The organism is Thermomicrobium sp. (genome assembly GCF_053493975.1).
In genome coordinates this window covers 1-22,632 of record NZ_JBRBZA010000009.1, presented here as the reverse complement: position 1 = coordinate 22,632, position 22,632 = coordinate 1, and the positions used below count along the sequence as shown (strand labels likewise).

The following is a 22,632-nucleotide window of genomic DNA, read 5'->3' as shown; positions in this document are numbered from 1 at the left end:
CTGCTACCAGCGGACGACCAAAACGCTGCAGGGAGCGTGGCGCACCACCTTATCGGCAGTCGTGCCGAGGAAGACTCCCCAGACCCCGGAGCGGCCGCTGTGCCCGATCACCAGCAAATCGAACGCGCCGCGCTGCGCTTCCTGGACGAGCAGTTGGGCAGGATGCCCGATACGAGTCACCGTGTGCAGTTCCACCCCGAATTCTGTTGCCTGCCGCCGCGCTGCCTCTTGCAGAGTGCTCAGCTCTTGTTCGACGATGCGACGCTGTTCGTCGATCTCCGCGACGGTTGCTGTTCCCCACTGTGGAATCTCGATGACGGAGAGGCTCCATAATTCAGCCCCGAACAGGCGTGTCAGCTCGATGGCGTGGCGCAGGGCCGCCTGTGCCCCTGGTGAGCCATCGAATCCGACGAGAATCTTGCGGTACATCGCTCAACCGTCCTCTCGTGTCGCTCGCTCGGCAACGAGTTCCGTCTCGACTCCAGGCCGAGGCACCGCGCTGTCGGCCGGGGCGCGCGGCGTCTCCTCTGTGCGTGGCAGGAACCAGGTCTGTGCGATCCACGTGGGTACCAACGCGGAGGCGATCACGGCGGTCACCAGTGCGGTGTACTGGGTGCGGTCGATGATGCCGTTGTTGAGGCCGAAGAGTGCGGAAATAGTGCCAAAGGTCAGGCCGGTCGACATCAGCAGGGTGGTGTAAGCGCTCGTGCGCCGCTCGAGCCCGAAGACGAGCGTCAACGGTCCGACTCCGAGAAGCTTCGTGACCATCTTGACCAAGAGCAGCGCGATGATCAACCCGATACTGCTGACGAGCGCCGGCAGGGAAACGTACAAGCCTGCCTTGAGGAAGTACCATGGCGTCAGCAGAGCGAAGGCCAGGGTCCGCAGGCGCAGCATGAGTGGGCGATGATGCGTGAAAATCTCAGCGATGGCCAGGCCGACCAAGTACGCTGGCAGAACAGCTTCGCTCTTGGCGATCGTCGCCAGCCAACCAAGGAAGAAGAGTACCAGGAACAGGAATTTGACTTCTGGCTCGCTGACGCGGTTTCCCCACGCTGCGATCACGAATCGTGTCACTCGCCCGAGCAGGAAGAGCGTGACTGCCGTGACGACGACGAAAACCATGAGGTGCAGGTCATAGTTCGCAAAGAGAAGTCCCAATGCGAGAACCGTGCCCAAGTCGTTGACGAAGCAGGCGGCCAGGATCAACTTGCCGATGTCGGTCTCGTTCAATCCAGTTTCCACCATCACCGCATAGACGACGGCGACCGAAGTGGTGGAGAGAGCGAGGCCACCGATCCAGGCTTGTGGCCAGCTCCAACCCACGACGAAGCGAGTGAAGGCGGCGGCACCGAGAAACGGCGCGAGGAATCCAGCGAAGCCGATCGCGAGACTCGCCTTGAGGTGCCGGCGCAGGGCTTCCGGCTCGATCTCCGCCCCGGCGAGGAAGGTGAGGACGACCGCCCCAAAACTGGCGAGCGCATTGATCCAGGTATCGGTTTGGAGGCCGAGCGCATTCCCGGCGACGACACCGACCAGGATCTCGACGAGTGCGACGGACAGGCCGAGACGAATGGAGATGATGCTCGCCAGAAATGCGAGTCCGATCCAGAGTGCGGCAGTGGCCCAAATGTTTGCCATCGATGCCCCCTTCCCGCTCGTTCTGTTCGCCGTTTTCGAGGACGGGGGCAGAAGAAAAACTCCTGCCCGCACGTCCTGCGAGCAGGAGCCATCAGCCTTATCTGGCGCTTCGGGCTCTCGGCGAGCCCCGGCGGACTCCATCGCCGTTCGACTGTAGTCTACCACTGTTCCGGGAAAAGGGAAGGGAATCCGCTGTCGCGGGAGAGCTGTCCCGAGGAACACTGCGATCGCTCCTGCGCCGTCTCATCGGCTAACGGGCAAAATCGCTGGAAGCCAGGGCGAGTGCGCGACCGCCTGTTCCTCTGCTATCCTTCCGGGAGCGAGGTGCAGGAACGTGGCGAACCGCGGGGCAGACTGGTTGGCGCAAGCGCGACGCGATCTCGCCCATGCTGAGCGGGCGCGCCAAGCTGGCGACTACGAGTGGGCTGCCTTCGCTGCGCAGCAGGCTGCTGAGAAGGCTGTCAAAGGGTTGCTCCTGGGGCTCGGTGGGGAGGGATGGGGCCACAGCGTCTGGCGATTGCTCCGCGGACTGGCCGCTCGCCTCGAGGTACCGGAAGCGTTGCTCGACGCTGCCCGACGACTGGATCGCCACTATATACTGGCGCGCTATCCGAACGGTTTCCCCGCCGGTCTTCCCGGCGAGTACTACACGGAACGCGATGCAGCGGAGGCGATCGCCGATGCACGAGCGATCGTCGAGTACTGTGAGCGTGCGTTTCCTCGACCGTGAGAGTGTGCTCGCCGCCCTATGGGAGGCAGCGCGCGAAGCGGGGCGTTGTCCTGGCGTACGGGCGATCTACCTCTTCGGCTCCTTCGCCGGCGGTATCCCGACGCCGCGCAGCGATGCTGACCTCCTCGTGGTGGTCGTCGATGGGGCGGACCGGGAAGCTGCGCGGGCCTGCTGCGAGGAAGCGTTCCAAAACTTGCCGGTTCCCGTCGACCTCTTCGTCTGGAGCGAAGAAGAAGTGGCTGCTAGTGTCGCGAGCGGTCGTGGCCTGGCTGCCAACGTGCTCCCCCAAGCCGTTCGGCTCGTGTGAGGTCTGCGCGGCTCAGGTGACCGGGCGCTTTAGGTTTAGGGCAGTGCGAGGCGGACGACGACCGGCCGATGGTCAGACGCGCTGATCGGTGGAACCGAGCCGGCGAGAGGCTGTAGCTCACCGGTGACGAACAGATAATCGATCCGCCGGTCGTCTGCGGAGGTCGGGTCGGTGGCCCCGACCGCGGCTGCAGCGTCGATGAGGCCGGATTCACCGAGCCGGGTCAGCTCGGGGCTACCGGGATCGGCATTGAAATCGCCTCCCAGGACGAGCGGGCGCATCGGCTGGAGGAAGGCCAGCAGCTCCTCGATCTGGGCCAGCCGGACGGTCACTGCTTGCCGCGGGTCGTCGAGGTGGGTACTGGCGACCCACAGTGGGCCAGTGGGTGTCGCCAGCTGCACGGCGACGGTACCCCGCTCGAGGTTCTGGGTCGTGCGGAAGCGTGTGGTCCTGACCTCCAGCGGTTGGCTGCGGGTGAGGACCGCGTTGCCCCAGAGACGATCGTGGCTCGCCGGACCCCAAGCGCCTTGCATGCCTAAGCGACGACTGAGCCAAGTGAGTTGGTCAGCACTGGAGGTCACCAGCCAGCCGCGGCTGACTTCCTGAAGGAGGACGATGTCCGGCTGTAGGCGCTCGATCGCTCGGGCGGTGGCCTCCAGATCCCAGCGGTGCTGGCGGTCGTAGCCCGACTGGATGTTGTAGGTGACGACGACGAGCTCGTTGCCGCCTGCACTCGGTACCACCTCCTGCTCCCGCGTCGTGAAGAGCTGCCAAGCGAGAGCGCCGGCGAGCGGTCCGGCGACCAAGAGCGCGATATGCGGCAGCAGCGCGACCGTGCCCGCCGGCCAGGCTCTCGGCCACTCGAGTGCAGCGAACAGCGCGACCAGCCCGAACAATGCGAGCACGATCGAGTGGTCGCCCGTCACTGTGAAGTAGCGGAAGAGGAGAGCGACCTGGAGCAGGTTCCCGATAGCTAGTGCAGTCGCGATGCGCAACACGCTCGCTGGCAGGCGTCGCGACCGGCCACCGAGCGCGACGACGGTGGTGAGGACCGTCCAGGCAAGCGTAGCAGCGGCGATGCCGATGACAGCTCTCCAGCCATCACCCCAAGCGAGCAAGCACCCACCCGCACCGAGAAGCGTCGTGAGGACCCAGCCCAGCCAATGTCTCCCGGCGAACGGGAGAGTCGCGAGGCCCACGAGCAGCGCGAGGCCGAGGAGCGCGCTCGCTGCAGCGAGCGGCCAACCAGTGTGCACGACCGCGAAACCGAGGTTACCGGTCAAAAGGTGAAAGAGGCCGAGCACAGGGCCGAAGGCGAGGAAGCCGAGTGCACCGCGTGGCTCGACCGGCCCGCGGTCCGCCACGACCAAAGCCACCGTGAGGAGCAGGAGAGCGAGCAGCCCAGCTGTCGCGAGGTGACTGCCCACTCCAGGGTTCCAGGGAAGATCGATCGTTGTCCGTGCGGTGCGGAGCGCGAGATCGAGGCCAGCACCCGTGAGAAGACCGAGTCCGGCACGAGCTCGCCAGCGGAGAAGCGGAATCAGCATCCAGTTCGCGGCAGCGAATCCCACAGCGGCGAGGAGCAACCGGGCGAGCGGCCAGTCGACGAACTGGAGACCGGCTCGGGCGACGACGAGGAGCAACGTAGCCACAGGCAGGAGTTGCCCACCGCTCAGCCTCCCAACGAGCGGCGCGAGGAGCGGACTCGCGAAGACGGTCGCGATCAGGCTGAGCAGGGCCAGCCGCCGGCTTTGGTCGACGACGAAGACGAGGTCGGAGACGAACACGCGCGTTGCCTGGAGGCAGAGGACAACGCCGAGTGCCACGGCGAGCCCGGCCCACCAGGTGACATCCGAGGCCAGACGGGGTGGGCGAGAAGCGGACGGACGAAAAGGTGATCGCAGCACCGGTGTGTCCACGCGCTGGTCCACGACCTGCCCACGGTATCGCGAGCGAGACTAGAAGAAAATGCCGCAACGAGCAAGGAGCGATCGGCCGGAAACGCCGTCGGACGTCGAGCGATCCTGTCGAGAGGAGCGACGAGAGGCGAGTGGCCGGAAGCGTCGGTGACGAGGCACGCGCGCTGTTATCCGGGCTGCTGGGAACGCGTCCATGCTGCTCCCGCTGCCCAGACGAGTCCTGAGCTCCGCTCGCGTCATCGACGCGCGGTTCGCTCGGAGGGGAAGGCCAGGCAGTGTGAGAGCGGATGCCATGCGCTCGACCTCATCGAAAGAGGCTGGGCAGGGGTCTTGACAACGTGGCACGATCGTGCTATCCTCAAAATGCGATCCCGACGAGTTGTCGTCGGACCGTCGCGGAAGAGCACCCGGGCGTCCGGGGAACTCGTTCCTGATCCAGTAGTTAGCTGCTGGATCAGCTGTTCCGTAAGGAACAGCGCCAGAATCGTTCACCAGCCGGACCGGCGCGAGCCGGAAAGGGGGTGAAGCCAGAGGCTGGCGGATCACGCGCCGGGACGAAAGAGGCTCGTCGGGGTCGCTTTTTGCTCCCTCGCTCGTCACTGCCGCTGCTCCGGTTGTTGGCGTCTCTCCTGGCTTGACCATGCGGATGAACGTTCTCGCACGGGCGCGCCTCTCCGCTCCGAGGTGCCCGGCAGCGCCAGCAGGCGTGCTATCCTTCGCCCCGAGCCGGCCCGATGAGGGAAAGCGAGGACAGCGTGAATCCGAATCACCAGTCGCCGCTCGACGTCATCCACCAGGCGATGCGGGAAATCGTCTCCTTGCACCGCGTCACGGTCAACCAGCTGAGCGAGTTGATCGGTGTCCAGCGCGAGACGACTGGACAGCTCCATGGAGTGATCGACGCGATGCGCGAGGTGAGCGCTCTCTTCCGCGAAATGACCAATACCCAGTCCAAGGTGAACGACTTCCTGAACGTGCTCAGTCAGGAGCTCCGCAACGTAGCCGAGATCGACGAAGCGACTCGCCGACTCCTGGCTGATTTCATCGAACGACTGCAGCAGCTGTGGCCTCCTCTGGAGGAGGTCACCGGGCAACTGGTCGGCTTCGGGGTGCTGCTGCGGCAGCTGATCCGCGAACAGGAACGAGCGAGCCTTCTGATGCTCGCTCAGGATGCTGCTCGGCGCGTGCCTGATCTTTTCTGCCGGCATCTCACCCGGCTGCGCTGGGGTGTCCCGGGAGAGTTCTACGACGAAGTACAGGGCCATCTGTCGGAGGGAGCACTCGATTCTTGGCTCTCGGCTGACCTGGTCGTGACCGGCGTGTTGCGGCAAGCGACTGACGCTCCACCGCTCTGGATCGTCGGTTGGGTCGTTCCGGAAATCGACGAGCCGGCGGTGACCAGTGCGCGGGACCGTCTCGTCGCCTTGCGGGAGACGTTCTCGCGGGTACTTCCAGCGTTGGTCGTGCTCCGTCCGGCCGATGACGGCGGATTGGCTTCCTCTTATGGAGTCTTGGTCATCGCGGACCGCGCACTCCGGAACTGGGAGGAAGCGCTCGCTCGCTGGCTGGTGCATCCCGAGTAGCTCGATGAGAGAAGCGGAGGGAACGGTCGGTGATCGACCGGTGGACCGATCGACTGGCGACGCTTCTCGAGCCGGGCCTCCGGGCAGTCGTCATTCTGCTGCTGGCCTGGCTCGCCTTGCGAGTCGCTCGTCTCGTCATCCGCCGCGGCGTCGCCCGGCTGTTGTCGTCGAGGCGGGCGACGGATCGCGAGTTCGCCACCCGTCTCCGCACGCTCACTTCATTGGCCGAGTCAGCGACTCGTCTGATCGTCTGGATCCTGGCAGGGCTGACCATCCTCGCGGTCTTCGGTGTCCCGATCGGGCCGCTCTTGGCCAGTGCTGGAGTAGCTGGTCTCGCGGTGGGGCTCGGGGCGCAAACTTTGATTCGGGATATCATCGGCGGGATCTTCATCGTTCTGGAAGACCAATTCCATGTCGGCGACGTGATCACCGTGAACGCGATCAGTGGGCAGGTCGAGTCGCTCACCCTTCGCTATACCGCACTGCGCACCTTGGATGGTGCGTACGTTGTCATCCCGAACGGCGAGATCCGAATCGTGCAGAATCTGTCGCGTGATTGGGCGCGCGCGGTCATCGATGTGGCAGTCACGCCGGAGGAAGACGTCGATCGTGTCGTCGCGTTGTTGCGTGATCTCCTGGGAAACCTCCCGAACGATCCGGTGCTCGGCCCGCTCGTGCTCGAGCCTGGCGAGGTGCTGGGGGTCGAGGCGATCGCTCCTCAGCAAGCGACGGTGCGACTGGCGGTCAAGACGCGTCCACTGGAGCAGTGGCGTGTCGCGCGCGAACTGCGGCGCCGGATCTTGCTCGCCTTGCGCGAAGCTGGCGTGAGCGCCCCCTATCCGCGAACGGTCACGATCATCCAGCCGCCGGACTCGGCCGAACCTTCACCGTCCTGAGCCTCGTGTTAGACTGGGGTCGAGGCGTCGAGCGGCCGGTCGGAGGCCCGAGCATGCGTGTCGTGCGCAACGTCGGTTATCTCAAGAAGCGGCAACGCGGCACCCGGATCATGATCGCACTGGGGCTGAGTGGACTCTTCGGCTCGATCGCTCTCACGTTCTTGCAACAGCTGCTGTACGTCTACTTGGCCTACGCCTTGCTCATCACTGGTTTCCTCTTCTTCAATGCCGGCATGCAGCAGTGGGCGAAGTGGAATCGCCGGCCGCGACCGGACGAACTGCTGGACGCGGCGCTCCGGCGCTTGAACGATCGCTATACGCTGGTCCACTATCCCGAGATCCCCGAGGGATGGCGCCCAGAGCATGTCTTGATTTGGCCGGGTGGAGTCCTGAACATCACGACGCGCGAGCTGGCGGGGCGGATCGTCGTCAAGGGGTCTCGTTGGCGCCGACTCGATCGTCTCTTCATCCGGCTCCTCACGTTCGGTGGGCCGCCGCTGGGGAATCCGACGATCGAATGCCAGCGGCAGATGGAAGCCTTGCGCACCTTTCTCGAGCGTCGTGACTTGCCCGGCGCAGACCTGGTCGAGGGGTTGATCGTGTTCCTGAACGATCAGGTGCAGCTGGAGGTGATCGAGTCGCCGATTACCGTGGTGACCCGCAAGGAACTGCTCGAGGCGGTGCGTATGCTGGGAACCGAACGGCGCCTCAGTCAAGGAGAAATCGACGAGATCGTGACCGCGCTCTCGCAGGGCGAGCAGGTCGAGGGACCGATCTCACTGGCGACGCGCGTTCCCGCCAAGTCGAAGTGAACGTGACGAACGATCTCTCGCCATCTCGAGCGACACCCAGTTGGCCGATCATCGGGCACGAGGGAGCGGTCAGCATGCTCGCCCGGGCCATCGAAAGCGGCCAGGTGCATCATGCCTATCTCCTGGCTGGCCCGGCGGGAATCGGACGGACGACGCTCGCCTTCGTTTTCGCCCAAGCCTTGCTCTGCGAGGCAGCAGCTGAGCGGCGACCGTGCGGGGTGTGCCGCTCCTGCCGGCGGATCGCGCGACGCGTCCACCCCGACGTGGCGCGTATCGGCCTGGATACCGGGGCGGAAGAGGCGAAGCAGGTCTCGATCGATCAGGTGCGCGAGCTCCGGGCGAGCCTCAGCTTGCGTCCCCTGGAAGGCGCGTGGCGGATCGCGATCGTCGACGATGCCGAGCGGCTCTCGCGCGAGGCAGCCGATGCCTTGCTCAAGACTCTGGAGGAACCTCCGCCGTACGCGGTGCTCGTACTCGTCGCCGAGGATCCCCAAGCGTTGCCCGAGACGATCCGCTCCCGCTGCCAGACGATCGTGTTGCAGCCACTGCCGATACCGCTCGTCGCGCGCGCACTCGAGGCGCGGGGTGCAGCGCCAGAGTTGGCGAACCGGCTCGCGCGCGAGACGCGGGGGCGGATCGCGCTCGCGTTTCGACTGGTCACCGATGACGCTGCGCGGGTGCAACGCGAGAAGCGCGTGGCTGAGGTGATCGCCGCCATGACCGAGCCGCTCGCGGCCATCGGCTTCGCGCGGCGCTTGGCTGAGCAGTACCGGCGGGGGCGTCGCGCCGAGGTTCTGTCGTCGCTCCAGCTCGCAGTCGAGCTGTGGCGCGATGCGCTCTGGCTCGCTGCCGATCCGAGTGCTCCGATCGTCCACGAAGATGCCCGCAGGACGCTCGAGCGGTTCGCTCGCCGCTGTGGAATCGCTGGTGCGTGTGCTGGTCTTTCGGCGACCCTTCAGGCACTGGCGGACCTCGAGGCGAACGTGCAGGCGCGCCTCGCGCTCGATGCCGCGATGGTGACCTGGGCGGAGGTGAGCCGGTGCGGATAGCGGTCCGGCGCATCGGAAGTGCGCGACTGGAGATCGCGACGGTGACTGAGATCGTGCCATGGGTCGCGGTCCCCGGGCCGCTCGGTGAGGAAGCGGCTGCACTCTCCGGTGAGGAGACAGCGCTTCTCGGCTGGGAGGGCGGCACGCCACTGCCTGCTCGCCCGCTCGGATCGGACGAGACCGCGCGCCTTGCGGTGCTGGTCGCGGAGGCGAGCGCGCTCGCCGGGCAACTCGCCGGTCTGCTGCCGTGGCGTCTGGTCGGTCTCCGCCCGACCCTCGCTGGGGGGCTGGTCATCGAGGTGACCACCGCATCGGTCGATGAGCGGAGCGAACGCGAGGCGGAGCTGGCTCGCCTGCTCGGCCGACCGATTGCCCTGGTGTCTGTCGGGGAAGGTGCGCTCACCGGCAGTACCGGGCGACCAGCAGTGCCGATCGACCTGGAGGAGGCGGCAATGAAGCGCTTACTGGCCGGAGCGCCGGCTCGACCAGGGGGATTCCCGCGGATCGGCACGCCGGTGCGCTCGCCCCACGGAAGCGGCGTCGTCTGGTCGGTGCGCACCCGAGACCGCACCGTGCTCGTCCGGGTGGGGGGCGAGACGGTGCGTGTTCCCCTCGCGGACCTCGTCACCGACGAGCCAGGGTCATGAGCCAGACGGTGGTGCAGGCAAGCGGACGAGGAACAGTCCGCGCTCGGTCAGGACGTAGGCGAGCCCCTGCACGTCATCGACCGCGAGATCGAGGAGACCGTCGAGCGAGGGGACTCCAGCCCCGCTGATGAACTGCTGGACGAGCGTTCCGTCAGCCTTCAGGCGAAGGATCCGGCCGCTGCGCGTGCCGATATACCGGTAGGGTCGATCCGGTTGCATGGCGAGCGCGACGGCGTCGGTGATGGGCGGCTCGACCGCGGGTGTCACGGTCGTCTCCAGTGCCCCACGGTAAAACGTGAGGACGCGTCCATCGGCGAGCAGAACGTGGATGCGGCCATCGATCTCGAAGTCAGTCGCCTGTCGGAGCTCCTTGTCCGCCAGACCCCCAGTCCAGTCTTGCGGGAGATTGGCATAGGCACCGTTCAGGAACCGGAGGATTTGGCCGCTCTGTGGCACGAGGAGATAGAGATTACCGGCGAAGCTGCCGACAGCGGCGACGTTCTGGTAGGGAGCGCCGAACGTGCCGACCGGTTGGGCGCTCCAGCGGGCAGCGGCCGGATCGAACAGATACGCCGCGTTCCCATCGAAGGCGATCGGCGCACCGTCGGCCCACGCTGCCCCGACCAGTGTCCCCACCGTCCGGCCATCGACCGCATCACCAGGACCGATGAGGCGCACCAGACGCGTTCCGCCAGCCTCGAGCCGATACAACGCATCGGTCAAAAGATAGAGCTGGCCGTTGCCGAAGAAGATCCGTGGTGCGATACCCTCGGGTGCGCTCGGTACGGCGCCGAGGACCTGAACGGTCGTGGTCGAAAGGCGCTCGACACGCAACAGGCGATCGAGCGTCCGCTCGATGGCGGCACGCTCTTGGGCGAGCAGTTCCGGGTCCAGTCCGAGCGAGGCGGCCCGCTCTAGGCGCTGCGACGCAGTGGCGAGGTAGGCCTGGGCGATCGTTGGGTCTGACGCTCGCTCGGCGAGTTGCCGCTCGGCAACGGCCGATTGATACAGGTGCGCGAACTCCTGCTTCCGCTCGCTGACTCGCCCGTTCTGGACGGAGACGACCAGCGTCGTGGTCAGCGCACCGATCAGACCGAGGGCGATGAGTCCAGTCAAGCGGCTCGCTGGCAGGCGGGGCAACTGCCGGCGCACCGGCGTGAGGTCAGGCAACCGGATTCGGTCTTCGTGGCGCTCGAGACGGGGGAGTCCGAAGGTGCCCTCGTCCTGCGGAAGGAGCGGGCGGCGTCGCCGGCGGAGGAGCTGCCAGATTCCCGCGAGTCCAGTCACTGTGGCGATGGCCAGTCCAGCGATGAGCTCGAACAGGGGGCGCCCCCCACCCCGTTTCGCCACCCGTGGTGGCTCGGCTTCTTCTGCGACGGCACCGAGCGGCTGGGCGTGCCAGCCGGGAGCACCGGCGATTTGGTCATCGATCGCGTCGACTGGATCAGCGTCCGTGTCGGCCCGCTCGTCCGGTCGCTCCACTCGTGCCTCCTTAGTCTGCCTATCCGGGGGCGTCCCGTCAATATCCCGCTCGTCCACTCGCCGCGCAGTACGACTGTCCTGGTTCCCGTCCTCCGGGAGCAAGAGGCGGAGGAGTTCGCTCAGGCGGCGCACTGGTTGGCGAGTGAGGCGGATCGGCTCGGGAACGCGCAGGGCGACTGCGGGGACTGGTTCGGGATCTCCGGCATCCACGGCGAGTTCCTCCAGCAATTCCGCGAGTCGAGCCGGTGAGGCGCCCGGGAGCGAGTCGGCGTGCGCGGCCAGCAGACGGGCACCGTACTCGGCGTTCGTCAGGAGCACGAGATCGCCGGGGGCACTGCGGGTATAGTAGAGCGCTGGCTGGAGCTGACGAGCATTGCCCAAAGCAGTGGCGTAGCGGCTCACTGCGTGGTCATCGGACGGGAAGCGATAGAGTTCATGGTCCTGAGCCACGAGCGCACATCCGGGCGGGACCTGGGCCAGAACGAGGTCATGCCCGCTCAAGAGAGCGCAGGTCGCACCGAAGCGGTACCATTGCCGGCTGGGCCGCCCGCTGTTCAGCGTCGTCAGCCAGTGGTTGGCTCGCAGGAACGCTTCGGTCAGGGCCTCGCAGAGATCCTCTACCGTCGGATGCTCGCCGAGTTGCCACACGGCATGCTGCAGCAGGGTGATGATGCGTCGTGCGACCTCCGGGCTGCTCGGCAGGGGATCGATCGGGTCGATGACGATCGCGAAGGCCTGTCGCTCGACTGCGCCGTTTCCGATCGGGTATTGGAGCGCGACGTACGGTGATGGACTCGCCCAGGCCGACCGTGCGCTCCGCTCGACGACATGCGCCATGCTCCGCTCCTCTCGCCGTTGGACACTCCCCCTCGCTCGGGCACACGATCCCCACTGCGTGGGCCCTTCTACTCCCACGCTCGCTCGGGCTGTGGCCCAGCCGTGCCTGCCTGGCACTGCTCAGTCTAGCACAGGGAGTGTACGTACGTCTAGAGGAACACGCGTTCGTACGCAGATTCTAGAGGAAGTCGTACGGCGAGGTCTCGCGGCGCGGTGGGTTGAGCGGCGATTCGCTGACCAGTTCGTCGCTCAGCTCATCGGAGAAGGGAGGCTCGGCTGGCTGCGGGCCGAGCAGATCGCGCAGGCTCTGGGCGAGTTGAGTCTCGCCGAGCGCGAGTGCCAGATCGTGCGCGAGCCGCAGGTGATACCGTGCCCCGCCGTCGTTCCCGCGATCGAGCAGGAGCAGTCCAGCGTTGTAATGGAGCGCGAGCGCGGCACGCCGGTCTCCCAATTGCTCCGCCAGCGCGATCGCTTGTTCGTAGGTCGCCAATGCTTCTTCAGCTCGTCCGGACGCATCGAGGACAGTCGCCAGTCCGCGCAGAGCGCGTGCTTGGAGGGGAAGCGAGTCGATCTCCTGAGCGAGTTGAGCAGCAGCCCGATAATGTTCCTCTGCTTCCCGGAAGTAGTGCAGCGACTGATAGAGCCGAGCGATGCGGCCGTGCAGTCGCGTGCGGAGTTCGTCGTTGCCGGTCGCTCGTGCCAGATCGAGCGCTTGGCGCAGGTAGCCGATCGCATGATGCGGATCGGCCTCTTGCAGCGCGAGTTCCGCCAGGAGCAGCAGCGCCCGTTCCTGCGTGACGAAGTCGTGGGCCCGCTCGGCTGCCTCGACCGCTTCGGCCAGGCGCTCCATCGCTTCTTGCCGAAGACCGCGGGCCATGGCGATCGACCCCTGAAGAACTGCGAGCTGTGCTTCCAGGCGGGAATCGTCGCTCGCTCGGACCAGATCGGCCGCGTGCTTGGCGACGAGGAGCGCGTCCGCGAGTTCGCCGAACTGGAGGAGCACTTCTCCCGTGCCGATCAACCAGCGCGCTTGCTCGGCAGTGCTCCCTGTCGAACTCGCCAGCCGGAAGGCCTGGTACAGGTATTCCAAGGCCTCGCCCCGATGATCGAGCGCCGCGTGCGTGAGTCCGGAGAGGCCGAGCAACCGCTGGCGCAATGCCGTGTCCTCGTTGGCCTCGTGCTGCTGTTGGGCCAGTTGGAGAAGCTGGAGTGCCCGCTCTGGCTGGTTTCCCTCGAGGGCGAGTTCCGCGGCATCGAGCAGCGCGCGGACCCCTGCTCGCTGGTTGCCAATCCGCAGTTCCAGATGGGCGAGTTGGTTCAGGTGATCAGCGGCATCCCGGAAACGACCGGCTTGCCGCTCGAGTTGGGCGAGCCCGATGAGGCACCGGCTCTCCAGCGCCAGGTCGGCCGCTGCGCGGGCTCGCTCCAAGGCGGTCAGCAGGGCAGCACGAGCCTTACTCACCCGCCGCTGCTCGGCGAGCAGTGCACCGATTTGGATCGCGATCTCGGCTTGCAAGCGGCGATCGAGCACGCGTTCGGCCGCTTCCTGTGCTTGCTGCAACAGCGGGTAGGCGGCATCGAGATCGCCCAATTCGCGGAGGATCGAGACCTGGCGCAGGAGTGCATCGACCATACCCACGTTGTGGCCGACGCGGCGGGCGCTGCGAGCCGCCCGACTGTAGAACTCGCGCGCCGCAACCAGATTCCCCTCCTGCCGGGCGAGATCGCCCAGGAGGAGCGCGGTGTCGACATCCTCGATCGTGTCGGTGTCCTCGCGACCTGACTCGAGTTGACGCAGGAGCAACTCGCGTGCCCGCTCGTGCTCGCCGCGATCCCGGGCCAAGCGAGCCAAGCGGGCGAGAGCACGGCGCTGCCCAGCCGCGTTGGCGATGCGCTGCGCTGCTCGCAGCGCTTCTTGCAGATGGAGTTCCTGCTCGCGCTGGTATGTCGGGTTCTGTTCGCCGCTCTCGAGCGCGAGATCAGCGAGGATATCGGCTGCCCGCAGGTTCGCCTCCATGAGCACACGATCGAATCCTTTTTGGCGGGCTGCCAGAATGACCAGACGGTTCAAGAGGAGCGCGTGCTCCGGATAGTCGAGGCGCGCACGCGTGGCTTCGTCGAGAACCTCCCAGAGATCGCCGTCGGCCAGTCGGGCCACGGTCCCGGGCTGCTCGGCGAGGGCATAGGCTTGCTCGAGCGTCAGGCGACCCTGGATCGCGTCGGCCGCGATGCGATAGAGCGGATTGCGTTCGATACCTTGGCGACGACGGAGCCATCGACCGAACTGCTCGAAGACGCTCATCGCCCCACCTCGGTCGCTTTCTCGCTGGCTGACGCGTCGGCGAGACCCCAAGCCCAGCGCAGGGTTTCCAGGGTCACGTTGCCGCCGCTGACGACGAGGACGACCGTCTTGCCGGCCAGTCGGTCGCGGATCCGGTGCGCCGCGGCGAGCGCGGCTGCACCTGCCCCCTCGGCGACGATGCGGGTCTCGAGCAACTCGATCATCGCGCGTGCGATCTCTTCGTCCGACACCAGGACGATGTCGTCGACGCGTTCCCGGATGATGCGCAGCGGGAGCTCGAAGGCAACGCGGGTCGCGATTCCCTCGGCGAACGTGTACCCGTCAGTCATTTCCAGCAGCTGACCCTTCCGCCAGGACTCGTAGACGACCGGCATACCAGCGGCTTGGACGCCGATCACTTGGATCGCGGGATCGACGGTTTTCATCACGATACCAGTACCACAGACGCCGCTTCCTGCCCCGATCGGCACGATGATCGCATCGAGGTCCGGGACGCTGTCCAAGATTTCCAGCGCATAGGTTCCCACACCAGCGATGAGATCCGGTTCGTTCGCCGAGTGGATGTAGCGCAGTCCGTCGGCTGCCGCGCGTGCCTCGCAGGCTAGGCGCGCTTCGTCGAAATCGCGCCCGGTCAACACGACCTCGGCGCCGAGCCGACGCATCGCAGCGACTTTGAGCGGATTGGCTCCCTCCGGTGCATAGATGATCGCTCGAACGCCGAAGAGACGAGCAGCATAGGCGATCGACTGACCGTGGTTTCCGGTCGATGCCGTGACGACCCCACGGGCGCGCTCCGCGGGGGAAAGCTGGCTCATGAGATAGATGCCACCACGAATCTTGAACGCTCCGATCGGCTGCAGCTGTTCGCATTTCAGGTAGACCTGACAACCGAGTCGCTCGCTCAGGAGCGGCGAGTGCAGCAGCGGCGTGGGCGGCAGATACCGCTGAACGACTGCTCGCGCTCGGAGAATATCGTGGAATGTCGGTGGCTCCAGTCGCTGACGTCGATCCGTGCCCCCCACCGGTCCGTCCTCCGCCGGTCTCGCTCCTGCCCTCACGCACGCTCGAGCCTATAACGCGGTGCGCGGCTTGTCCATCACCCGGCTTGCCCAGCTCGCGGGTAGGACCTGCCGCCCCTGAGTCTGCCACTGCAGCTGGACCATTGGCAGGGGGGCGGATCGACCTGCTCGAGTCAGCTCGTGCCGATTCACCGACCCAATCGAGCCCACCCCACTACGATCGTGTCGAAGGAGGCCGTTCGGCACAGTCGCCGGGAAGCTCGTCGCTCGGCAATAGCTGCGCGCCGCGACCTCTCACGGGTCGGAACCATCCCCGCCCAGCACCGAGAGCGGGCTGGAGGCGAGCAAATCGCGCGGGAGTGCCGTCTCGGCCCGCGGCGCGACCGACCACCGCAGTGGCTTCTTCACTGTCATTCCACGCTGCTGCGCTTCAGTCCCCGGCCGGTCGTCCGACGCCGATGCCCGGGCGCTGATTCGGCACATGCGGAGCAGGGTGGCGCTCCGAGACCGCTCCGCTCGTCCTATCCCTGCCAGCGAGCGGTCTCGATTCAGTCGCTGCGGCGAAGCCGTCATCGGCCAGCCGATCGGCGCCGCAGCTCGGTCGAAAGAGCGAGAACTCGCTCTCGCGTCGGTTCGATCTCGCTCCCCTCCCGTCTGCCATCGCCGCTCTCGTTCGCCTGCAGGTGCATCGGTCCGGACACAGCGCGGTGACCGTCGAGGCGGAGCCTGGTTGTCCATTCGTCTCGGCAGACCCGCTCCGTCTCCACCGATCCTCTCGAGCTTTGGGCACCATGTGCTGCGACACACGTCAACGGGAGAAATCGCGCGTCTGGCTTCCCGGCGGTCTCACGCGGAAGTCATGGTCAGCGTTGCCGATACTGGCATGAGGTCTTCCGCCTGACATGCACGAGCGGCTCTTCGATCGGTATCACGCGACCAGCGATCCGGAACGTGGCGGCGGTTTGGGACTCGCGCTCGTGCGTCAGCTCGTCGAAGCGTAGGGCGGACGTCTCTGGGCTGCGTCGGCGAGCGTGGAGGGGAGGGAGAGCGCCCTCAGCGTGTCCATTACCGCGCGGCTCGTGTCGGCGCCTCCGAAAGATCGACGATCGCGACGCGGTGAACCTCGGAACCTGCTTCGGATCGCTCCAAAACCCAGAGTTCTCGCGTATCCACCCACATGAGATCCGCGAGACCCGCCGTGGGCCGCCTCAGCACCTCTCGACCGTTCCGGCCATGAACGACCAGCGCTCCATCGAGCGGAGCAGCCAAGAGGGTGCCGTCCGGTGACCAGGCGAGCCCGCTGCTGGCTCTTCCCTCGGCGAGGATCAGTGGCGAGTCCGGTTCAGCGAGCCAGAGGAGGACGATGCGCTCGCGTTCCCGGGATCCAGCGCGCAGGGCGACTGCCCGCCCGGACGGTTCGAGCGCGAGGGTGCAGGTCTCGACGGCTGATCCCCGGTCGATGCGCAGGCGTGCCAGGGTACGGACCTTGACCGCGTCCCTCTCCTCGACCGTGAGGGACGTCAGCACCAGTTGGCCGCTGGCCAACGGAGCGGCCACCAGCAACTCTCCAGCCCGCAGCCAGGCCATGCACGGTCTCCCGACCAGTTCTGGCCCGTGCCACTGGGCGAGTTCGATCGCCTGGGGCGGGAATCCGGTCCACAGGACCAGATCGCTGCCGTCGGTACGCGTCAGGAGCGCGAGCCGCCCGTCTGGCCCGAAAGCGAGGTCCAGGGCATCGCGGCGCGGGGCATCCAGGGCGAGCGGCACCGCGTTCCAGAATCCGTCCGGCGAACGAGCGACGAGCTGGAGTTCTCCCAGTTCGCTCAGGGCGACGAAGGCGAGCCCGGCCGGATGCCAGTGCGGCTTCCGAAGCGGCCATGGCTCGGTCAGCTGGATACCGCTCGTCGCGTCCCAGATCGCGATGCGTCCGTCGGGGACGGGTGCCAGCAGCCAGTTCCGGCCTGGGGCGAGGGCGAGCGGACCAGCTCCCAGCGGCCCATTCGGGGGCGCGGGTGGCGATGCAGTCGCCGGTGGCGCGGTCGGTGTCGCCACAGCGAGCGGCTGTCCCCACGCGTCGAATCCCCAGCGCCCTGGCGCGGCAGCGATCAGTTCCGGAGCATCGTCGCCGATCCGGTAGAGTTCGGTCACCTCGCTTTCTGGTCGCAGCGGTGGCGATGTCGGCAGGGTCCGCACGGCGATGAGGAGCGGACTGTCCGGTTGCGGAAGGACAGTGAGAAAACCGTTCAGCCGGTCCAGCTGCCCGAGTCGTCGTCGGGCGTTGGTCGCCAAGTCCAGTTCCCACAACTCCCCTGGTTCGGCGTGCCCGGCCGGCAGCGCCAGGTAGAACAGACGACGTTCGTCGAGCGCAAGGGGCCGAAGCACGGTTCCCGGTGAACTCGGCACGACGATCGTTGTCGTTCCGTCCGTGGTCAAGCGCACCAGCTCCGTCGGAGTCGGCAGCTGCGGCGGCTTGCCGGGCGGCCGGCGGGCGAAGAGGAGCGCTGAGCTATCCGGCAGCCACAGCGGGTGGTCGAGCCCTGCCCCGACGTAGCCATCAGCGACCGCGAGCAGACGCGTCCCGGACCGTTCGAGGATCGCGATCTGGCGGCTGGTCGCGCCGGCGCCGAACGGTTCCATCGCTCGCACGACGGCCACTCTTCGCCCGTCGGGTGAAGGGATCGCGTCGGTCACGAGTTCGTGGAGGAGCGTCGTCTCCGTTCCCCGCAGGACATCGAGCGCCAGCACCCGCGCGTCGCGCTGCAAGCGCTCCAGGTACTCCGCCTCGCGCTCGTAGGCGTGCCGGACCGGCGTTTCCCGGATCAGGAGGGTCGTCGCATCGAGCCAGGCGAGCGGCCGACGGTTCGTCTGGCGATCCCAGCGGTAGCGAGCGAGCCGCGTGCCGTCCCAGCGGAGGATATCCAACCAGCGCGGCTCGCGCGGTGGGTCGGGCGTCCAAGCAGCGATCAGCTGGCCATCGGGGCCGAGCAGTCGGAACCCTCCAGCATCGGCTGGCAGACGACTGGTCACGGGTAGCCAGCGACGCTGGCCGAGATCGAAAGCGAGCGCGTACGGACCAGCCGAGCCGAACCAGACGTACGGTCCACTGGCCGGTGGAGCAGCGGTGTCGCCGGGCGTCCCGACCGCGCGGTTTCCCGGCAGCCTCCAGCTGGCGACGACGAGAAGCAGCGCGAGCGCCACCAGCACGACGATGCTCGAATGCCGGCGCTGGCGGGGAGCAGAGAGAGGGGGAACTGGTGCGGTGCTGGCCCGTTCGAGCACCCGCGCATCGACCTCGCGGCTCGTCGCCAGCGCCGTCCGGCACGCGGAGCAGGTGCGGGTATGGAGCAGGAGCGCGAGCCACGCATCGCGGTCGGCCAGGCGATCGCGCCACGATGCGACCTCCTCCCGTCCCTCCGGACAGGGATCGGTCCAGTGGTCACTCAGCTCGGCGCGCACCGCGAGCAGTGCGTCGATGATGTGCGATTCCTCCAAGCCGGTCACCGTGGCGAGTCGGGTCGTGGAGGCGCCGGCCAGATGGAGCGCATAGAGGAGGCTCGCTCGATCGCCGCGCCGGTGCGGGGGCGAGAGGCGCAGGACGAGCGAACAGACCTGGCTCCGCCACCAGATCGCCGGCAGCGCTGCGTCCAGTGGGGTCCGCTGAGCAGGTGCAGCGATCCACCGGGCGAAACGGGGAGGGAAATCTGCCTCGAGGAGGGTGGCGATCCAGGGTACCGTCTGATGCATCGATACCACTCCAGACTGGCACTGCTATTCTATGGTGCGGTCGAAGGGGGCGCGGTGAGCTTCCGCGAGCGGCTCGAGCAGGCGATCGCCCAAAATCACTCGCTACTCTGTGTCGGTCTCGATCCCGACGTCGAGCGATTTCCCACAGGGATCTCGCGTGATCCCGAAGGAATCGTGGTCTTCAACCGGGCGATCATCGAGGCGACGGCTGACCTGGTCTGCGCGTACAAACCCAACCTCGCCTTCTATTTGCAGTACGGTGCGACTGGCATCGCGGCGTTGGCCGCCACACGCCAACTCGTCCCACCGCACATCCCGGTCATCTTGGATGCCAAACTCGGGGACATCGCCAGCACATCCGCCGCATACGCCCGCGCGGTGTTCGAGGCGCTCGGATTCGATGCGCTCACTGTCCATCCCTACCTCGGGAGCGAGGCTCTGGAGCCGTTCCTCTTGTCTCCCGATCGCGGTGTCTTCGTCCTCGTCCGGACATCGAATCCTGGTGCAGGCGAAATCCAAGACCTGCCAGTGGGTGAGTCCGGTGAACCGCTCTATTTGTGGCTCGCTGAGCGAGCGCGTGCGTGGAACCAGCGCTCCGGCAATGTAGGACTGGTGGTCGGTGCCACCTACCCGGTCGATCTGGCCTTGGTACGACAACGCTGCCCCGACTTGCCGATCCTGGCGCCCGGGGTGGGGGCACAGGGTGGAGACTTGGAGCGAGCGGTGCGCGCTGGCCTCACCGAGGCAACGGCGCCGCTTTTGGTGACTGTCTCGCGCTCGATCCTCTATGCGGATGCGGGCCCATCGTTCGCGGCGTCGGCACGGGCTGCGGCCCGCCGCGTGCGCGATGCCATCGAGCGGGTCCGGAAAGAGATCGCCGGGCAGGCTGGCCACCGCTGAGTCGGTCGAGCCTGCCCGGCACGGGGCTGGTCGGCTCAGTCACCGCGCGCTGGCACGCGAGCCAGCGCCTCGGCGAGCGCCTGATCGAAGAGCGGGAGATCGGCCGGTACGCGCGACGTGATGAGGTTCCCGTCGATCACGACCGCTTCATCGACGTAGATGGCACCGGCGTTCTTGACGTCATCGCGGATCTTCTTGACGCAGGTGACCGTGCGGCCCCGCAACACATCAGCCGAGATCAGCAGCTGCGGGCCGTGGCAGATCGCGGCGACCGCCTTCCCGCTTTCGACGAAGGCGCGGGTGAAGGCCACCGCACGATCGTCGATCCGCAAGTTTTCCGGCGAGCCGCCACCGGGGATGACGAGCGCATCGAACTCGTCGACCGTCACCTCGTCGATCGTCTTGTCCGGCTGCAGCACAGTTCCCTTCTTACCGGTGATCGGCTGGCGATCGAGCCCGACGATCACCACTTCGGCACCGCGTGCCTCGAGATACTGCTTGGGATCGGTCGCTTCGCTGTCCTCGAAGTCCTTGGCGAGAAGCATCGCGACGCGCTTTCCAGAAAGCTCGGCCATGGCAACCCCCTCTCGTCGATCGTCCGCTGGTTCTCTCGCGTTCATCGTACCATGCTCGACGTGGATGGCTCGCCTTTCAAGCGAGAATATCGCGACGGGCGAACGCGATGTGGGCGGCGACTGCGGCGGCGAGACCGACGAGCAGCTGAAGCACCGGCTTGTACCAGGGGAGCTCACCGAGCATGGCTGCCTGTGGGTCGTAGACCGTGAAGAGCGAGAAGAAGCGGAGCCATCGCGCCTCTTCGGTCAACCCGGCGAGAACCCAGAGCAGGTACATGAGGAGGCCCATCCCGCCGACGACGCCGGCTGCTTTGGAGCGCTCGCTCGCCAGAGCCGAGGCGAGCGTCGCCAGACCAGCGAAGGCGATGAGGAAGCAGGTCGAGGCGACGGCGAGCTGGACGAGTCCTCGCGCAGTGAGGTCCCCACCGAAGGCGGCTGCTCCAGCTGCGAGCGCGCCCTCGCTGGTGAGGACGAGGACGAGGATGCCGCCGAGCAAGGCGACCTCTTTGCTGACGAGCAAGTGGACACGCGGAACCGGGACCGAGAGCCAGAGATCAGCGGTGCCTCGCTCGATCTCCTGGGCCACGAGAGCCGTGCCGCTCAGCACGACGAAGATGAGCGCGGTGACTGGCCAAATGAAACCGAATATCTGGGAGTGCACGTAGCCGGCGAAAGTGGTGAGAAGCGACACCTGGGTAGGGTCGATGCCGAAAAGACGGAAAAGGAACTCGGGGAATTCCTGATAGAGCCGAGCGTACTGCTCCTGCTGGCGCTCCAGTGTCGGATAGAACGACACGATCAAGACGATGTAGAGGGCAAGGCCGAGCGCATACCAGAATACGGTCCAGCGGAGATCGCGGAGAGCTTTTCGAACCATTGGCCAGCTCATGAGAGATCATCCTCTCCCACTCGAGCGTTTTCCGGTTGGTAGTAGGCGAGGAAGATGCTCTCGAGGTCGGGGGGTGCATAGGTGAGATCGATCACCGGAAGCTCGCTCAGCCGGCGCAGAAGCGCGGGGAGATCGTCCTGCACGCCGAGCTGGAAGCGTGTGCCACCGTTCTCGACGGCGAGGACACGCACGCTGGGTAGATCAGCCAAGCTTTGGGGATCGACCGGCTGTGCGAAGACGACTTCCATGGGGCGTGTCCGTCGCCGCCGGAGTTCCTCGATCGGAAGTGCAGCAACGAGCCGACCTTCGCGGATGATCCCGACCCGATCAGCGACGCGCTCCACCTCTGCCAACTGATGCGATGAGAGGAAGATCGTCTTGCCGCGCTCACGCTCCTCCATGAGGAATGTCAGGAATTCATGCTGCATGAGCGGGTCGAGTCCGCTCGTCGGTTCGTCGAGGATGAGGAGTGGTGGATCATGGAGCAGTGCTTGGACGAGAGCGAGCTTCTGCCGATTGCCGCGCGAGAGCTGCTTGATCGGTCTGTCCAGCTCGACGCGAAACCGCTCCAGGAGCATCTGTCGGCGCTTTGGATCGATCCGCGCTCGGAAGGCAGCCATGAAGTCGAGGAATTGCGCACCCGTCAGGTTCTCCCAGAGCCGGACATCTCCTGGTACATAGCCGACCTGCTCTTTGACCTGAGTCGTCTGGCACCAGCAATCGAGTCCGAAGATGCGGGCTGAACCACTCGTCGGCCGCAAGAGGCCCATGAGGACGCGGATGGTGGTCGTCTTGCCGGCGCCGTTGGGTCCCAGAAAGCCGAAGATTTCGCCGGGCTGCACCTGGAACGTCAAATCGATCACGCCGCGGCGCGCGCCATAGGAGCGGGTCAAGCGCTCGACTACGATCGCGGGAGAATCCGCCAAGACTCACCTCCTGCGCCGCGCGGTCTCTGGCTGGAGTGCTTAGCTTATCCCGAAGACTCTCGCCCGGTGCCGATCGTTATTGGAGCGGTTTGCCTGTGCACCCGTCCGTCAGGGAACCGAACAGGACGAGACGATGGTGGGTCTAGCACGGGAAGCCGATCCTGGTCAAGACCGCTTTCGCAGGAAGACGATCACTCGCTCGCGGCTGACGGATCGCTCGTCGGTCGTTCGATCGGCAGTGCTCGTCCCTCGCGCTCGAGCCAGCGTCGCAATCGCTCCTGCTGTTCGGGGAGCGAAAGCTTCGGCCGTTCGTAGTGGCCGGCCAGGCGACGCTGGCGCAGCGCCTCGTACAAGGAAACGGCGCAGGCGACGGA

18 protein-coding genes, 2 pseudogenes and 1 riboswitch are annotated in these 22,632 nt (G+C 66.4%); of the genes and pseudogenes, 9 read left to right on the top strand and 11 right to left on the bottom strand.

Annotation, left to right across the window (positions count from 1 at the left end):
- Positions 1-3 precede the first annotated feature (3 nt).
- Positions 4-429: a universal stress protein gene (locus tag ACWIVK_RS01995; RefSeq protein WP_448574856.1), complete on the bottom strand. Its 426-nt coding sequence runs from the start codon at positions 427-429 to the stop codon at positions 4-6.
- Between the two features lie 3 nt (positions 430-432).
- Positions 433-1,641, bottom strand: coding sequence for a cation:proton antiporter (locus ACWIVK_RS01990; RefSeq protein ID WP_448574854.1), 1,209 nt, complete (start codon positions 1,639-1,641; stop codon positions 433-435).
- Between the two features lie 75 nt (positions 1,642-1,716).
- Positions 1,717-1,795, bottom strand: a riboswitch (Fluoride riboswitch).
- A gap of 180 nt (positions 1,796-1,975) precedes the next feature.
- Here ACWIVK_RS01990 and ACWIVK_RS01985 point away from each other — a divergent pair.
- Together ACWIVK_RS01985 and ACWIVK_RS01980 are read left to right on the top strand one after the other, a co-directional pair.
- Positions 1,976-2,371 carry a HEPN domain-containing protein gene (locus ACWIVK_RS01985; RefSeq protein ID WP_448574853.1) on the top strand — a complete coding sequence of 132 codons (396 nt, stop codon included), beginning with the start codon at positions 1,976-1,978 and terminating at the stop codon, positions 2,369-2,371.
- Complete coding sequence (locus tag ACWIVK_RS01980) at positions 2,352-2,678, top strand: nucleotidyltransferase domain-containing protein (RefSeq protein ID WP_448574852.1); 327 nt, start codon at positions 2,352-2,354, stop codon at positions 2,676-2,678. The genes ACWIVK_RS01985 and ACWIVK_RS01980 overlap by 20 nt, the downstream gene beginning before the upstream one ends.
- A gap of 35 nt (positions 2,679-2,713) precedes the next feature.
- Here the strand turns inward: ACWIVK_RS01980 and ACWIVK_RS01975 are convergent, their stop codons facing one another.
- Positions 2,714-4,585: an endonuclease/exonuclease/phosphatase family protein gene (locus tag ACWIVK_RS01975; RefSeq protein ID WP_448574851.1), complete on the bottom strand. Its 1,872-nt coding sequence runs from the start codon at positions 4,583-4,585 to the stop codon at positions 2,714-2,716.
- Positions 4,586-5,352: 767 nt separating this feature from the next.
- Here ACWIVK_RS01975 and ACWIVK_RS01970 point away from each other — a divergent pair.
- The 5 genes from ACWIVK_RS01970 to ACWIVK_RS01950 are packed head-to-tail and all read left to right on the top strand — an operon-like array spanning position 5,353 to position 9,584.
- Entirely contained in the window at positions 5,353-6,180 is an 828-nt protein-coding gene (locus ACWIVK_RS01970) for a hypothetical protein (protein ID WP_448574849.1), read from the top strand.
- 29 nt (positions 6,181-6,209) lie between these two features.
- Complete coding sequence (locus ACWIVK_RS01965) at positions 6,210-7,076, top strand: mechanosensitive ion channel family protein (RefSeq protein ID WP_448574848.1); 867 nt, start codon at positions 6,210-6,212, stop codon at positions 7,074-7,076.
- Positions 7,077-7,129: 53 nt separating this feature from the next.
- Positions 7,130-7,888 carry a nuclease-related domain-containing protein gene (locus ACWIVK_RS01960; RefSeq protein ID WP_448574847.1) on the top strand — a complete coding sequence of 253 codons (759 nt, stop codon included), beginning with the start codon at positions 7,130-7,132 and terminating at the stop codon, positions 7,886-7,888.
- Positions 7,889-7,890: 2 nt separating this feature from the next.
- A complete protein-coding gene (gene holB, locus ACWIVK_RS01955) occupies positions 7,891-8,937 on the top strand; it encodes a DNA polymerase III subunit delta' (protein WP_448574845.1) in 1,047 nt (348 codons plus the stop codon).
- Entirely contained in the window at positions 8,928-9,584 is a 657-nt protein-coding gene (locus ACWIVK_RS01950) for a hypothetical protein (protein WP_448574844.1), read from the top strand. The genes holB and ACWIVK_RS01950 overlap by 10 nt, the downstream gene beginning before the upstream one ends.
- Here ACWIVK_RS01950 and ACWIVK_RS01945 read toward each other — a convergent pair.
- The 3 genes from ACWIVK_RS01945 to ACWIVK_RS01935 all read right to left on the bottom strand — a co-directional run bounded on the left by ACWIVK_RS01945 (position 9,579) and on the right by ACWIVK_RS01935 (position 15,227).
- Positions 9,579-11,903, bottom strand: a complete 2,325-nt coding sequence (locus ACWIVK_RS01945; protein WP_448574843.1) for a hypothetical protein — start codon at positions 11,901-11,903, stop codon at positions 9,579-9,581. The two genes, ACWIVK_RS01950 and ACWIVK_RS01945, sit on opposite strands and share 6 nt — an antisense overlap.
- A 178-nt stretch (positions 11,904-12,081) precedes the next feature.
- On the bottom strand, positions 12,082-14,205 hold the full coding sequence (locus ACWIVK_RS01940) for a tetratricopeptide repeat protein (RefSeq protein WP_448574842.1): 2,124 nt from the start codon (positions 14,203-14,205) through the stop codon (positions 12,082-12,084).
- Positions 14,202-15,227, bottom strand: coding sequence for a threonine ammonia-lyase (locus ACWIVK_RS01935; protein WP_448574841.1), 1,026 nt, complete (start codon positions 15,225-15,227; stop codon positions 14,202-14,204). The genes ACWIVK_RS01940 and ACWIVK_RS01935 overlap by 4 nt, the downstream gene beginning before the upstream one ends.
- A gap of 896 nt (positions 15,228-16,123) precedes the next feature.
- Between ACWIVK_RS01935 and ACWIVK_RS01930 the strand changes: the two are divergent.
- Positions 16,124-16,225, top strand: a pseudogene (locus ACWIVK_RS01930) (hypothetical protein); the annotation flags it as partial.
- 64 nt (positions 16,226-16,289) lie between these two features.
- On the opposite strand, the gene ACWIVK_RS01925 reads toward ACWIVK_RS01930, so the two are convergent.
- Positions 16,290-18,968 (bottom strand): hypothetical protein, encoded by a 2,679-nt coding sequence (locus ACWIVK_RS01925; RefSeq protein ID WP_448574840.1) that lies wholly within the window; start codon positions 18,966-18,968, stop codon positions 16,290-16,292.
- 54 nt (positions 18,969-19,022) lie between these two features.
- On the opposite strand from ACWIVK_RS01925, the gene pyrF reads away from it, so the two are divergent.
- Positions 19,023-19,868, top strand: coding sequence for an orotidine-5'-phosphate decarboxylase (gene pyrF, locus ACWIVK_RS01920; RefSeq protein WP_448574839.1), 846 nt, complete (start codon positions 19,023-19,025; stop codon positions 19,866-19,868).
- Between the two features lie 35 nt (positions 19,869-19,903).
- Here pyrF and ACWIVK_RS01915 read toward each other — a convergent pair whose 3' ends face one another.
- The 4 genes and pseudogenes from ACWIVK_RS01915 to ACWIVK_RS01900 form a co-directional block, all read right to left on the bottom strand.
- On the bottom strand, positions 19,904-20,443 hold the full coding sequence (locus tag ACWIVK_RS01915) for a type 1 glutamine amidotransferase domain-containing protein (RefSeq protein WP_448574838.1): 540 nt from the start codon (positions 20,441-20,443) through the stop codon (positions 19,904-19,906).
- Positions 20,444-20,519: 76 nt separating this feature from the next.
- A complete protein-coding gene (locus tag ACWIVK_RS01910) occupies positions 20,520-21,332 on the bottom strand; it encodes an ABC transporter permease subunit (RefSeq protein ID WP_448574837.1) in 813 nt (270 codons plus the stop codon).
- On the bottom strand, positions 21,329-22,258 hold the full coding sequence (locus tag ACWIVK_RS01905) for an ABC transporter ATP-binding protein (protein ID WP_448574836.1): 930 nt from the start codon (positions 22,256-22,258) through the stop codon (positions 21,329-21,331). The genes ACWIVK_RS01910 and ACWIVK_RS01905 overlap by 4 nt, the downstream gene beginning before the upstream one ends.
- Before the next feature lie 191 nt (positions 22,259-22,449).
- Positions 22,450-22,632, bottom strand: a pseudogene (locus tag ACWIVK_RS01900) (TrmH family RNA methyltransferase); the annotation flags it as partial.

What these genes read in the sequence shown, in the direction of transcription:
- ACWIVK_RS01995 (WP_448574856.1), bottom strand. Translation starts at nt 429, where the DNA reads ATGTACCGCAAGATTCTCGTCGGATTCGATGGCTCACCAGGGGCACAG.
- ACWIVK_RS01990 (WP_448574854.1), bottom strand. Translation starts at nt 1,641, where the DNA reads ATGGCAAACATTTGGGCCACTGCCGCACTCTGGATCGGACTCGCATTT.
- ACWIVK_RS01960 (WP_448574847.1), top strand. Translation starts at nt 7,130, where the DNA reads ATGCGTGTCGTGCGCAACGTCGGTTATCTCAAGAAGCGGCAACGCGGC.
- ACWIVK_RS01945 (WP_448574843.1), bottom strand. Translation starts at nt 11,903, where the DNA reads ATGGCGCATGTCGTCGAGCGGAGCGCACGGTCGGCCTGGGCGAGTCCA.
- ACWIVK_RS01940 (WP_448574842.1), bottom strand. Translation starts at nt 14,205, where the DNA reads ATGAGCGTCTTCGAGCAGTTCGGTCGATGGCTCCGTCGTCGCCAAGGT.
- ACWIVK_RS01925 (WP_448574840.1), bottom strand. Translation starts at nt 18,968, where the DNA reads ATGCATCAGACGGTACCCTGGATCGCCACCCTCCTCGAGGCAGATTTC.
- ACWIVK_RS01915 (WP_448574838.1), bottom strand. Translation starts at nt 20,443, where the DNA reads ATGGCCGAGCTTTCTGGAAAGCGCGTCGCGATGCTTCTCGCCAAGGAC.
- ACWIVK_RS01910 (WP_448574837.1), bottom strand. Translation starts at nt 21,332, where the DNA reads ATGAGCTGGCCAATGGTTCGAAAAGCTCTCCGCGATCTCCGCTGGACC.